General features: G+C 65.0%; 11 protein-coding genes. 4 read left to right on the top strand and 7 right to left on the bottom strand.

Annotated elements, in window-relative coordinates:
- The coding region (locus HG262_RS03630; protein WP_169269751.1) for an autotransporter domain-containing protein at window positions 1-5,887 on the top strand (5,887 nt) is incomplete at its 5' end.
- A 74-nt stretch (window positions 5,888-5,961) separates the two neighbouring features.
- Here the strand turns inward: HG262_RS03630 and HG262_RS03635 are convergent.
- The 3 genes from HG262_RS03635 to HG262_RS03645 form a co-directional block, all read right to left on the bottom strand.
- Window positions 5,962-6,933, bottom strand: coding sequence for a zinc-dependent alcohol dehydrogenase family protein (locus tag HG262_RS03635; protein WP_169269752.1), 972 nt, complete (start codon window positions 6,931-6,933; stop codon window positions 5,962-5,964).
- A 97-nt stretch (window positions 6,934-7,030) separates the two neighbouring features.
- Window positions 7,031-7,333 (bottom strand): metalloregulator ArsR/SmtB family transcription factor, encoded by a 303-nt coding sequence (locus tag HG262_RS03640; protein WP_169269753.1) that lies wholly within the window; start codon window positions 7,331-7,333, stop codon window positions 7,031-7,033.
- Window positions 7,334-7,386: 53 nt separating this feature from the next.
- Window positions 7,387-8,364: an alpha/beta hydrolase gene (locus HG262_RS03645; RefSeq protein WP_169269754.1), complete on the bottom strand. Its 978-nt coding sequence runs from the start codon at window positions 8,362-8,364 to the stop codon at window positions 7,387-7,389.
- Between the two features lie 72 nt (window positions 8,365-8,436).
- Here HG262_RS03645 and HG262_RS03650 point away from each other — a divergent pair, with 72 nt between their 5' ends.
- Window positions 8,437-8,862: an Rrf2 family transcriptional regulator gene (locus HG262_RS03650; protein ID WP_169269755.1), complete on the top strand. Its 426-nt coding sequence runs from the start codon at window positions 8,437-8,439 to the stop codon at window positions 8,860-8,862.
- A gap of 83 nt (window positions 8,863-8,945) precedes the next feature.
- Here the strand turns inward: HG262_RS03650 and HG262_RS03655 are convergent, their stop codons facing one another.
- Genes HG262_RS03655 through HG262_RS03665 form a run of 3 tightly spaced genes read right to left on the bottom strand, consistent with a single transcriptional unit; the run spans window position 8,946 to window position 10,789 of the window.
- On the bottom strand, window positions 8,946-9,305 hold the full coding sequence (locus HG262_RS03655) for an AraC family ligand binding domain-containing protein (protein WP_169269756.1): 360 nt from the start codon (window positions 9,303-9,305) through the stop codon (window positions 8,946-8,948).
- A gap of 24 nt (window positions 9,306-9,329) precedes the next feature.
- Window positions 9,330-9,887 carry a GNAT family protein gene (locus tag HG262_RS03660; RefSeq protein ID WP_169269757.1) on the bottom strand — a complete coding sequence of 186 codons (558 nt, stop codon included), beginning with the start codon at window positions 9,885-9,887 and terminating at the stop codon, window positions 9,330-9,332.
- The gene (locus HG262_RS03665; RefSeq protein WP_169269758.1) at window positions 9,884-10,789 is read right to left on the bottom strand and encodes a LysR family transcriptional regulator; all 906 of its coding nucleotides are present in this window, start codon (window positions 10,787-10,789) and stop codon (window positions 9,884-9,886) included. Before HG262_RS03665 ends, HG262_RS03660 begins: the two co-directional genes overlap by 4 nt.
- A gap of 143 nt (window positions 10,790-10,932) precedes the next feature.
- Here HG262_RS03665 and HG262_RS03670 point away from each other — a divergent pair, with 143 nt between their 5' ends.
- Window positions 10,933-11,337, top strand: a complete 405-nt coding sequence (locus HG262_RS03670; protein ID WP_169269759.1) for a RidA family protein — start codon at window positions 10,933-10,935, stop codon at window positions 11,335-11,337.
- Between the two features lie 9 nt (window positions 11,338-11,346).
- Here HG262_RS03670 and HG262_RS03675 read toward each other — a convergent pair whose 3' ends face one another.
- Window positions 11,347-11,916 (bottom strand): hypothetical protein, encoded by a 570-nt coding sequence (locus HG262_RS03675; RefSeq protein ID WP_169269760.1) that lies wholly within the window; start codon window positions 11,914-11,916, stop codon window positions 11,347-11,349.
- Window positions 11,917-12,207: 291 nt separating this feature from the next.
- Between HG262_RS03675 and HG262_RS03680 the strand changes: the two genes are divergently transcribed.
- Window positions 12,208-13,041 (top strand): DUF4189 domain-containing protein, encoded by an 834-nt coding sequence (locus tag HG262_RS03680; protein WP_169269761.1) that lies wholly within the window; start codon window positions 12,208-12,210, stop codon window positions 13,039-13,041.
- The last annotated feature ends 25 nt before the right edge of the window (window positions 13,042-13,066 follow it).

Here is a 13,066-nt window from a genome sequence, read left to right on the forward strand (position 1 = left end):
GGCAAGCGGCGCGGGCATACTCTCGGGCGCCGGCCGTATCAACGGCAACGCCACGCTGACTGGCGGCGTACTCGAAGGCGTGCAAGGTCAGACGCTGGTGTTTGGCGGCGACCTGTCGCTGTCCAGCGCAAGCCAAGTGAATGTGGAACTGGGCAATGCATCCAGCACCGCCTTGTTTTCGGTGGCGGACAACTTGACGTTGGCTGGCAGCCTGAACATCACGGATCAAGGTGGCTTCGGCGCGGGGGTTTATCGCCTGTTCGACTACGGCGGCAGCCTGACGAACCAGGGCTTGGCCATCGGCACCACGCCCGCCGGCGTTGCCGCCAGCGCGTTGACCCTGCAAACCGCAGTCATCGGCCAGGTCAACCTGGCCTCGACAGCCGGCGCAACATTGGGCTTCTGGGACGGCGGCAACACCGCCGGCCACGACAACGGCGCCATTGACGGCGGCTCGGGCACGTGGAGCGCCGACGACCGCAACTGGGCCAACGCAGACGGCACGTTGAACGGCCGCTTCCAGCCCAATCCGACATATGCCGTCTTCCAGGGCACGGCCGGCACGGTCAGGGTGGACACCTCGGCCGGGGCCATCGGCGTCACGGGCATGCAGATTGCCACCGACGGCTACCGCATTGAAGGCGATGCCATTGCCCTGCAAGGCGCGGGTGGCGAGAGCATCATCCGCGTGGGATCGGGATCGACAGCGGATGCAGGCATGGCCAGCACCATTGCCGCCCGCCTGACGGGCGCCAGCAAACTGGTAAAAACCGACGCCGGCATGCTGACCCTGACGGGCGACAACACGTATACCGGTGGCACCGACATTCAGTTCGGTACCTTGTCGGTCTCCGCCGACAACAACCTGGGTGCGGCCAACACCGGCGTGGCGATGGCCGGCGGCTCGCTGGCTACGACCGCCAGCTTCAACACGACTCGCAATATCTCCTTGATGCAAGACGGCGCCATCAACGTCGCGACGGGCACGCAGCTGGGCCTGACGGGCACGGTATCGGGCGCGGGCGCCCTGATCAAGCAAGGCGCCGGCACGCTGGCGCTGACTGGCGCCAATACCTATGGCAACACGCGCGTGCAGGCCGGCACGCTCATCGGCGACAGCGCGTCGATCCGTGGCGATCTGCAAAACGATGGCACGGTCATTTTCGATCAAACGTGGGACGACAGCGTGTCCGGCCAGATGATCGGCACCGGCGCCATCGTGAAACGCGGGGCGGGCATCCTGACCCTGAATGGCCTGAACACGCTGAACTGGAACATCGAAGCCGGCACGCTCGCAAGCGACGTGACCCGGTACACCGCCAACGCCACGATCGGCGCCGCAGGCACGTTGCGTTTTGATCAGGCCACCGATGCCGACTATGCCGGCAAAATTTCCGGTAGCGGCACCTTCGAGAAGACCGGCGCGGGCGCATTGCGCCTGAATGCGGACAACGGCGCCTTTGCCGGCACGACGCGTGTCTCGAGCGGCACGCTGGTCGTGGCCAACACGCTGGGTGGCAACGCGGAAGTGTCCAATGGCCGCCTGCATGTGACGGGTACCTTGAGCGGCAATGCGGCCATCGGCCACAACGTCGTCCTGTCAGGCACCGGCACCGTCGGCCAGAATGTCACGCTGACGGGCGGTGTGCTGCAAGGCACGCAAGGCAGCACGCTGAAGATAGGCGGCAACCTTACCCTGGACAACGCCAGCCGGGTCAACGTGGCGCTGGGCCGAGCCGGGTCCAATACGTTATTCGATGTGGGCGGCGACCTGGCTTTGGCCGGCACGCTGAACATCACCGATCAAGGTGCCTTCGGCGCAGGCATCTACCGCTTGTTCGATTATCGCGGCGCACTGACGTCCAACACGGTGGCCATCGGTACCGCGCCCACGGGCGTCATGGCCAATGACCTGCGAATCCAGACCGCCGTCAACGGGCAGGTCAACCTGATGTCCTCCACGGGCGCCACGCTCAGTTTCTGGGACGGCGGCAATGCTGCGCAACGCGACAACGGCATCATTGATGGCGGCTCGGGCACGTGGCGCACCGACGGGCTGAACTGGACCAACGAGGACGGCACGCTAAACGGCCGTTTCCAGCCCAACCCGACCTACGCCGTGTTCCAAGGCGCGTCCGGCATCGTGGCGGTAGACGCGTCGGCAGGCGGCGTTGGCGTGACGGGCATGCAGATGACGTCGAACGGCTATCGCGTTGAGGGGGATTCGATTGAACTTGCGGGCGGCGCGGAAACCATTCTGCGCGTGGGTTCGGGCAATGCGTCGGGCGCGGCGACCTCTGGCACCATTGCCTCCCGCCTGACAGGCGCCAGCATGCTGGTGAAGGCCGATTACGGCACGCTGGTGCTGGCGGGCAACAACACCTATACGGGCGGCACCGAAATTCGCACGGGCACGTTGTCCGTGTCGTCCGACGCCAACCTGGGGGCATCAGCAGGCGCGTTGACGTTGAACGGCGGCGCGCTTGCCACCACGGCCAGCTTTGATTCGGCGCGTGCCGTAACGCTGGCGCAAACCGCTGATATCAACGTCGTGGCAGGCACCACGCTGGGTTTGCAAGGGAGCATCGGCGGCACGGGCAACCTGCAAAAGCTCGGCACCGGCACCTTGACGCTGTCGGGCGCCAACACCTATGGCAACACGCAAGTGCTGGCCGGCACGCTGGTGGGCCATGCGGGGTCGATCCGCGGGGATCTGCTGAACCTCGGCGCGGTCGTGTTCAACCAGGCGACCGACGCGACCTACGCGGGTTATGTGTCGGGCACGGGCACGATGGCCAAGCAAGGGGTGGGCGTGTTGACGCTGACCGGCGTCAACGCGCAAGACTGGCGCGTCGATGCGGGCACGCTGGCCGTCAGCGCCGGCCGCTACACCAGCAACACCACGATCGCCGCGGGCGCCGAGGTGCGCTTCAATCAAGCCAGCAGCACCTCGTTCAGTGGCGTGCTGGCGGGCGCAGGCCAGCTTACGAAGACCGGCGCGGGCATGTTGCAACTGCTGGGCGACAACAGCGGCTTTGCGGGCCGGACGCAGGTTCAATCCGGCATGCTGTGGGTGTCGGACAAGCTGGGCGGCTCGGCGTCGGTCACGGGCGGTCGCCTGCATACGGACGGCGTTCTGGGCGGCGACGTCACGGCAAGCGGCGCGGGCATACTCTCGGGCGCCGGCCGTATCAACGGCAACGCCACGTTGACTGGCGGCGTACTCGAAGGCGTGCAAGGTCAGACGCTGGTGTTTGGCGGCAACCTGTCGCTGTCCAGCGCAAGCCAAGTGAACGTGGAACTGGGCAATGCGCCCAGCACCGCCTTGTTTTCGGTGGCAGACAACCTGACGTTGGCCGGCAGCCTGAACATCACGGATCAGGGCGGCTTCGGCGCGGGGGTTTATCGCCTGTTCGACTACGGCGGCAGCCTCACGAACCATGGCTTGGCCATCGGCACCACGCCCGCCGGCGTCTCCGGCAGTGCGTTGACCCTGCAAACCGCAGTCGGCGGCCAGGTCAATCTGGCCTCGACATCCGGCGCAACGTTGAGCTTCTGGGACGGCGGCAACGCTGCCGGCCATGACAACGGCGCCATTGACGGCGGGTCGGGCACGTGGCGCGCCGATGGCCGCAACTGGGCCAACGTGGACGGCACGTTGAACGGCGTCTTCCAACCCAAGCCGACGTTTGCCGTTTTCCAGGGCACGGCCGGCACGGTCAGGGTGGACACCTCGGCCGGGGCCATCGGCGTCACGGGCATGCAGATTGCCACCGACGGCTACCGCATTGAAGGCGATGCCATCGCCCTGCAAGGCGCGGGTGGCGAGAGCATCATCCGGGTGGGATCGGGATCCTCGGCCGACGCAGGCATGACCGGTACCATCGCCGCCCGCCTGACGGGCGCCAGCAAGCTGGCCAAGACCGACTTCGGCACGCTGGTGCTGACCGGCGACAACACCTACACCGGCGGTACGGAGGTGCGCGCGGGAACCTTGTCGGTCTCCCGGGACGCCAACCTGGGCGCCGCGGCAGGCGGTCTTACGTTGAACGGCGGCACGCTGTCCACCAGCGCCAGCTTCGATACCGTCCGCGGCGTCATGCTGGCCCAAACCAGCCGTATCGCGGTGGCATCCGGCACGAACTTCGGCCTGAACGGATCCGTCACCGGCAACGGCGATCTGGCCAAGACGGGCGACGGCATGTTGACGGTGTCGGGTGACGGCAGCGCCTACACCGGTAGCCTGCTGGTGCAGGCAGGCGCGTTGAATGTCGCATCGACGGGCAAGCTGGGCGGCACGTTGACGCTGGCCAACGGCACGCTGTTGCAAGGCGCGGGCCAAGTGGGTTCGACCACGCTGCAAAACGGTGCCACCCTGGCGCCGGGCAATGTCGCGGGCGCCTTGAACGTGGCGGGCGACCTGACGTTCATGCCGGGTTCCGTCTATCAAGTGGCCGCCGACCCGGCATCGTCCGCCAGCGCCCGCGTGGCCGTCAGCGGCGTCGCCAATCTGGCGGGTTCCGTGGTCCACGTCGGACCGGAAGGGGGCTTTGACACCACGCGCCAGTACACGATCCTGAGCGCGGGCGCCATCAACGGCCAGTTCGACAACGTGTCGTCGAACTATGCATATCTGGATCCCGCATTGCGCTACGGCGCACAGGACGTCATGCTGCAACTGGGTCGCAAGCAGGTTCCCGTGAACCCCGTCGACCCCGTGGACCCGGGCACGCGCCCGATCACCTTTGCGGACGCCGCGCAAACCGCCAACCAGCGCGCCGTCGCCAATGCGCTGGAAACGCTGCCCTCGGGCAATGCGCTGCAAGAGTTCATCCTGACCTTGCCCAATGGCGCACCGCCGGCGGTGTTCAACAGCCTGTCCGGTGAAGCGCATGCCAGCGTCGCCTCCAGCCTGATGGGCGCCAGCAGTACCACGCGCACGCTGCCGCTGTCTTACCTGCGCGCCAATCTGAACGCGGGCATGCGTCCCGGCGCACCGACGGCGCAGGCAGGCGGCACACTGTCCGCGTCTGCCTTGCCGTCGTCGAACGCGCAGCCCGCCTGGGCAGAGCTCGTCGGCAACTGGCAAACGCAGAAAGCCACTGGCAACACCGCGCAAGTCCGTCAACACATCGGCGGCGTCTTCGCTGGCGCCGACCATGCCGTGGGCGAGGGCTGGCGGGTGGGCGGGGCCGTCGGTTACACCGACAGCAAGATCCGGGTGGATGACCGTGCGTCGCAGGCCGACGTGTCCGGCTACAGCGCAGCCATCTATGGCGGCAAGGCCTTCAAAGCGGGCGCAGGAAAGTTGAACTGGCTGGTCGGCACCTCCTACACCTGGCACGACGTGAGCACGGAGCGCTCCGCCACGGTGGCAGGCGCCTCGCAAACGCTGACCGCCGACTACGGCGCCAGCACCACCCAGCTTTTCACCGAACTAGGCTATGCCTTGCCCTTGGCCGACCGTGCAACGATCGAACCCTTCGCGGGCCTGGCCTGGAGCGACCTGCGCACGCGCAGTTTCTCCGAATCCGGCGGCTCGGCGGCGCTGCGCGGCCAAAGCAGCAACAACCAGCAAACCACCAGCACGCTGGGCATGCGCGCGCAGACGGACTTCACGCTGGCCGGGGCCGAAGGGCGCTTGCAGGCGACGCTGGGCTGGCGCCATGCGTTTGGCGACGTGTTGCCGCAAACGCACATGGCGTTTGACGGCGGCCAGGCATTTACCGTGTCGGGCTCGCCTATCGCCCGCAATGCGGCGTTGGCCGAGTTAGGGGCCGAAGTGGCAGTGTCGCGCAACGCGTCCGTGGGCTTGAACTACAGCGGACAGTACGGCGGGGGCAACCGCGAACATGCGGGGTCGTTGAACGTGCGCTGGCGGTATTGAGGGGGGCTGGACAGGCGGCAAAACGGTGTCAGACTACGGTTTCGGCGGCGAAAACCGGAGCCTGACACCGTTCTTTAGTCAGCTAACGGCACGACGGCGATCGCGATTTTTCCTTGAACACCGTTGTTGGGCGTCTCGAGCCGGGCATGGGCCAACGCAATGTCGGCAAGCGAATAGACCGCGCCGACGTGCGGGCGCAACTGTCCGCGATCGACCAATGCGCTCAACTCATCAAGCTTGCCTCGGTTCTGCCGGGTGAAGACGAAGTGGTAGCTTGCGTTCTTGCCCCACGCCTGGACGAGATTTTGCGGCTGCGCGATGTCCACGATCGAGACGACGCGGCCAAGCTGGGCCAGGGCATCGGGGCTGCGCGACAAGGTGTCGCCGCCGATGGTGTCAAACACGACATCGACGCCGCGGCCGCCGGTTTCGCGCAGGATGGCGTCGACGTAATCCTCGTTTTCGTAATCGATGGCCACATCGGCGCCCATCCTGCGTGCGAACTCGAAGTTTGCCGCGCGCACCGTGGTGAACACCCGTGCCCCCATGGCCTTGGCCAGCTGTATTGCGACATGGCCGACGCCTCCCGCGCCGCCGTGCACCAGGATGCTTTCGCCGACCCGCAGCGCCGCGCGCACGACCAGCGCTTCCCACGCGGTTCCGCCCACCAAGGTCAGGCTTGCCGCTTCAAGGTGGCTTAACGAGGCAGGCTTCTTCCCCACAATGCTCTCGGCGGCAACGTGGTATTCGGCATAGCTTCCTGGCCCATCGAATATCTGTGGCGTGTACCAGACGGCGTCTCCAGGAGAAAAAGCCGTTACTCCCGGTCCCACGGCTTCGACCACGCCGGACACGTCATGGCCGGTAATGGCGGGCAGGGGCACCAAGTCGGAATAATCACCGCGCCGGATCTGGTAATCCAGGGGATTGATGGAGGTGGCGTGTACCCGGACCAGGACCTGGCCCGCGTGCGGCACGGGCGTGGGTACGTCGCGCAGCGCGAACGAGGCGGGGCCGCCAAAGGACTGAAGTGTCATCGCTTTCATTGCAATTTCTCGTTTCGTTAAAAAGGGATATCGGGAAATATCGATATTTACGGTTAAAAAAACGGATGAATGGAAATGCCATGCCGTGCGGCAAAAATCACAGCTCTTTCCCGATGATCTCGGCAAGTGCGCTGATGGTGGCTTCGTTACGCTTGTAGTAGGTCCACTGGCCGATGCGCTTGGCTTCGACCAGGCCGGCCCGTTGCAGGGTGGCAAGATAGTCAGACACCGTCGATTGCGACAGCCCGACGCCTTCCTGGATACTGCTGACGCAGACGCCCACGGTGTGCACATCCCCTTCATCCTGCGGAGGAAAGTGCTTCGCAGGGTCCTTCAACCCCTTCAATATGTCGAGGCGTGTACGGTTTGAGAGGGCTTTGAAGATGTCGAGCAGTTCCATGGCATGATTGTATCGGTATTTCCCGATATGTCAATACGAACCGCCTGACGTCCTCACAACCCCCGCAGGAAATCAATGAGCGCGTCATTGACTTCCTGGGGCGCCTCCTGCTGTAGCCAATGCCCCGCGCCGGGAATGATGGCGGTCGTGCGCAATCGGGGAACCAGGCCGGGCATGGCGTCGATGATCTGGTCCATGCCGGGGATCGCCAGCCCCGTGTCGCGTTCGCCCACAAGATACAGGGCGGGCACGTCCACTTTCTTGCCGTCCAGGGCCGCTTGCAGCGCCCAATTTCGGTCCAGATTCCGGTAGTAATTCAGCCCGCCGCGAAAGCCGCTGGTCTGGTAGCCCTGAATGAAGACGTCCAGGTCCGACGGGGTAAGCCATGCCGGCATTGTGGCGGGAAGGGGTAGGGAATCGAGCAGGCCGCGCCCATTGGCCACCATGCCGAATGGATTGGGGGTGCTCGGGTCGTCGCGCGGCCCGGCGTCGCCGGAGGCCGCGAAGTAGATCGCGCGCAATGTCGCGCCGATGTCGCGTTCGAATTCCCGTTCGGCCACGCCCGGCTGATTGAAGTAGTGCGTATAGAACATGGCTGATTCTGTTTTGGGGAACAGGCGGCTGGGCGCGATTGGGGGCCTGCCCATTATGGGGACGCCCAGCGCGGCGACCGCCCGAAAGCGGTCTGGCCGCAACTGTGCCGCTTGCCATGCGATGTTGGCGCCCCAATCGCCGCCCACGATCACGGCGTCCTTTGCGCCCTCGCGATCGATCAGCGCGACGAGATCTCCGATGACGTCCAGGGTTGTGAAGGCGGCCGCGTCCAGCGGGCTTTCGCTGGCGCCGTAGCCGCGCAAGTCCGGGGCGATTGCGCGAAAACCCGCCTTGGCCAACGCGGGCATCTGGTGGCGCCAGGCATAAGAGGTCTCGGGAAAGCCGTGGCACAGCAACACAAGCGGGCCTTCGCCCTGGGCGGCAACACGTAGCGTGATGCCGTTGACGTTCACATCGCGAGTTTCAAAGTCTGTCATTTGGTGCGCCCACAGAAAGAGTCGGATGCCGCTATAATACCGTAACAGTTTAAGTTACGGTTATCCGCTTCCATGGCCTACGACACACGCCTTGCCCGTTTGCTGCACGTGCTGATTCACATGCATTTGCGTGGCGGCACGACCACGTCGGGAACGCTGGCCCAGATGCTGCACACCAATGAGGTCGTGGTGCGCCGGACCATGGCGGCGCTGCGCACCGCCGGCATGGTCGCGTCCTCGGGCGGGCGACATGGCGGTTGGACGTTGGCTAAAGGGTTGGACACCATCACCGCGCGGGATGTCTATGAAGCCATCGCCCATGGCTCCGTCTTTGCCATTGGACCGGCGGACGACAATCCTGCATGCCCCGTTGAGCGCGTCGCGAACCAGTGGGTCGCGGACGCGTTGCGTGAAGGCGAAAGTGCCTTGCTGCACCATCTGGGCGGCAAGCCGCTATCCGAGCTCGCCTCGCAGATTCTCGCGAAGCCCGTAGCCTGACGCCTGTGGACGCATCATTTTCGCCAGGTGACGACTTCACGGCTAGGCGAGTCGCGTGTTCGCCAAGGCGCTACACGTCGCGCCTAGTCTTTTCTAGGACGCCATTTACCGGAAAGCGGGTGTATCAACGTCAGGAGCACGATCGCCGGAACGTCGGCATACAGGCTGTGGGGTTCATCACCGGGGAGCATCACCAACTGGCCTTCGGTCAGGGTGCACCGGCCCCCTGACGCATCGATGTCGACCTGTCCTTCAAGGCACTGGAGCGTCACGACACCCTGGACATGATGCGAGGGCATCCGGTGCCCGGCGGGCAGCACGAGCCGGATGATCTGCAGTTCGGTCGTGCGCAGCAGACTGACGCTGACCGGCGGGGCAGGCTCCAGGCTCGGCCGATGAAACAGGTCGATGACGTCCAGCGGATTCGCGTGCTTCAGGGCCATATGGAACTCCGGTGTCGCGTTGCCTCATGCGGTAATGGTCGGAGCGGTTGTGCCTGGGCGGGCCTGAACCGCCGCGTACATCCAATAGTCACGTGGCTGGCCGCGGACCTTGCGGTACTGATGCAGCACGCCCTCGCGCTGCATCCCTATCCGATCCAGGACCGCAATGGACGGGGCGTTGCTATCAAGGACCGTGGCCTGGATGCGCTGGAGGCCCAGGGCATCGTGCGCCCAATTCACCACGGCACGCGCGGCGTGCGTGGCCAAGCCGCGGCCCTGGTAACGCGGATCCAGGTCATAGGCTAGTTCAGCTCTTCCATGCGCGCGAGCGATTTCGTTCAAACCGACTGTGCCCAAAAGCTTGCCGTTTGCGTCCACGATGGCCCAGCGCAGCGCGTCCCCGTCTTCAGCGTAACCCTCGATGAGTGTCGCGAGAGCGGCCGGACTGATATCGCCCCAGCTGGTATGTTCAATGACGCCGGGCTGGTTCAAATACGCCGACCACGCCGTGGCGTCGTTCGGCTGAATCGGCCGTAGAGAGGCGTGCAGGGCGCTCGGTAATGCCGGGGGTGTGGCGGTCATGGCGCGTATGGCCCCATCAGTTCCGCCACCCAGTCGATGAACAGGCGCAGCTTGGCGCTGACGTGCCGGTTAGGCGGGAAGGCGATGGTTAGCGGCATCGGGTCCAGGCGCCAGTCTTCAAACAGCGGTACCAGTTCGCTGCGCGCCAGGTATGGCCGGGCCATGTAATCGGGCAGCCACAGCACGCCCAACCCTGCCAATCCCGCGGCCAGATACGCATTGCCGTCGTCCACCGCCAGCACATAGCGTCCGTGCACGTTGATGCTTTCGTCGCCGCGGCGCATGGCGTAGGGGAACGCGCGGCCGATGCGCGACCACAGGTAACCGACGATCCGGTGATGCGTGTCTTCCAGCTCTTGCGGGTGCGCCGGCAGGCCGGCGCGTTCCAGATAGGCGGGGGCGGCGTAGACACCCAACCGCAGGTCGGCCACGCGGCGCGCCATCAGCGACTGGTCGGTGATCTCGCCGCCGCGCACCACGCAATCCACGTTCTCGCCGAGGATATCCACGATGCGGTCGCTGACGCCCATGTCCAACTGGATGTCGGGATAGCGCGCGTGGAACGCGGGCAGGGCGGGGATCAGGATCATGCGGGCCAGCGGGCTGGGCACGTCCACCCGCAAGCGGCCCCGGGGCGCGGCCGAAGCGGCGGACAAGCCGGTTTCGGCATCGTCCATGTCGGCCAGCAGTTTGACGACGCGTTCGTAATAAGCCGCGCCGTCCGCAGTGACCGCGACGCGGCGCGTAGTGCGGTTCAGCAGTTTGACGCGCAGGCGCGCCTCCAGCTGCTGTACCAGTTGCGTGACGCTGGTCTTGCTCATGTGCAGCGTTTGCGCCGCCTTGGTGAAGCTGCCGGCCTCCACCACGCGGGCGAATGCTTGCATCGCATCGAATCGGTCCATGCCGGCTCCAGGGGGTGTACGGATTGTTTGGATTCTACAAACAGTGATGGACAACGTTGCCCATTTATCGCGCCCGGCCCGGTCTTTACAGTGAAGCCATGGTTAATGACGGGCCGTTTTCGGCCCATTGATGGAGCTTACTGATGACTGCACGCGACGTCGTTTTTCCCCCGGGCCGCCAGGCGCTTTACGAACGCAACCGGTATTCGCCGGCGATCCGGTCCAATGGTTTCCTGTTTGTGTCGGGGCAGGTGGGCAGCCGCGAGGACGGATCGCCCGAACCGGACCTTCAAACGCAGGTCCGCCGGGCGTTCGACAATCTGAACGCCATCTTGAAAGCGGCCGGTGGCACGTTCGACGATATCGTCGACGTGACGGTCTTCATGGTCGACCCCGCGTCCCAGTTCGAAGCCATCTGGCAGGTGGTGCCGGAATACTGGGGCGAGGCGCCGCATCCGACCCTGACCGCCGTGGGCGTGACGTGGCTGTATGGCTTTGACTTCGAGATCAAGGTGATCGCGAAATTGCCGGAAGCCGCCAAGGGCTGATCCCGCCGCTTACTTCACGACGTAGTTGTTCGCCTCGTTTTCACCTGCCCACTTGCGCAATGCGGCAATGAACTCCGGGCACACGTTGCCGTCGACGCTGGAACTGACGATGACGCTGTTCTGCATCTGCATCAGCACCTTGCATTCATAGACGCGCGACCGGTTCTGGTAATGGCCGGTCGTGTTGGTCTGGAAGACCGGCGTGGCGGCGGTGGTGTTGGTGGCGGGGATCATGCCGACCACCTGCTGGCTGGAGCCGGTGGTGACCCATTCCGTGTAGGGCGCGGTCTGATAGTCGGACCACTCCAGCTCGACGGTGTTGCCCACCGTACGCGTCCTGGACGGTTCGCCCAGGGCCGCGATGGCGTCATTGATCGAGCGGCCTTCCATGTTCTTGGCGACGTTCACGCTGGGAGAGAACGACAGGCCCGACTTGAACACATTGCCCAACGAGGGCAGCGCGGAACTGCCGCCCGTCGGCATCGGCGCGCAGCCGGCAAGGCTGGCGGCGGCGGCAATCAGGCTGGCTGCGCGCCAGAGCGGCTTGCGGCGAATCGGGGAGGGCTGGGGCGACTTCATGGCGTGCTGTCGATGCTCCGTGGCGGATCAAGGTGGCTCAACGCGTTTGTTTCTTTTCGTGACCGAGGGCTGTCTTCGCCGCTGGCGCCGTCGGGTAGCGCATGCGCCCGCCGCTGTCGGTCTGCTTTCGGAAAAGTTCGACATTTTTACCGGAAAAAGGGGCCAGTAGCCCTTCGCCGGATGTGAAATTTGTTACGTAATATGCCGACGGGCGATATTCACAGGGGGACAGACCAGGGGAGCTTCTTGCTAAGATCGTCCCCGCTCTCCACTCGATCCCTGACTCCGACGATGATGTCTGCCCGATTCCTTCCCCTGATCCGTGCTGCGTTCGCCGCTCTTGCTTTGGTGGCGGGCCTGGCCTCTCCTGCGGCGCATGCTGATACGGTCTATGGCGGCGTTGCCACCGACGGCAAGCACGACAAGATTTATTGGGTAATGCCGGAAAAGACGAAGCAGTGGGCCGATATGGGGGCGATCGCCGAGTGCAAGCGGGCGGGCGGCAAAGAATGCAAAGTGCTGACCACGTTCTGGGACAGCTGCATGGTCTATGCCCGCAATTCGCGCCAGGATCTGTTTCCGGGCAACAGCGTGTCGCCGGAAATGGCGGCCAAAAAGGCCATGCGCCGCTGCACGGCAGCCAGCCCGGACGGCAAGTGCCGGTTGACCACGATGCCGTTGTGCGCGGGCCCGGCCTACAGCGCCGAAGACCTCGCGGCCCCGAAGCGCGCCAAGCCCGCCGACGTGGAAGCGCTGTCGGCCAAGATGGACAGCCGAGGTTATTGGGGCGCCGTGGCTGAAAACGGCGATGGCGGCATGCTCTACGCGGACGGCTATCCCACCGAAGACGAGGCAGTCACCACGCTCTTGAAGTGGGAAGACTGCAAGGACTGCCGCAAGCTGTTGACCTACAAGGACAGCTGCGTGGGCATGGCCTGGGTCAAGGGCAGCGAAGGCCGCGGCACGCGATTCACGGCGGTGAACACCGATGCGACGTCGGCGCGCGAGGCGTCGCGCTCCACTTGCACGGCCAAGACGGGCGCACCGGCTTGCGTGGCCATGGTGCGCTGCTCGGGCCGCGCCTATATCGACGGTTACCCGGGCGAAGACGTCAAGGCGCAATAATCGCTGGCGGCCCAGGCCCAGGCCC

It is taken from the genome of Achromobacter sp. Bel (genome assembly GCF_012928505.1).
Taxonomy (GTDB): Bacteria; Pseudomonadota; Gammaproteobacteria; order Burkholderiales; family Burkholderiaceae_B; genus Achromobacter.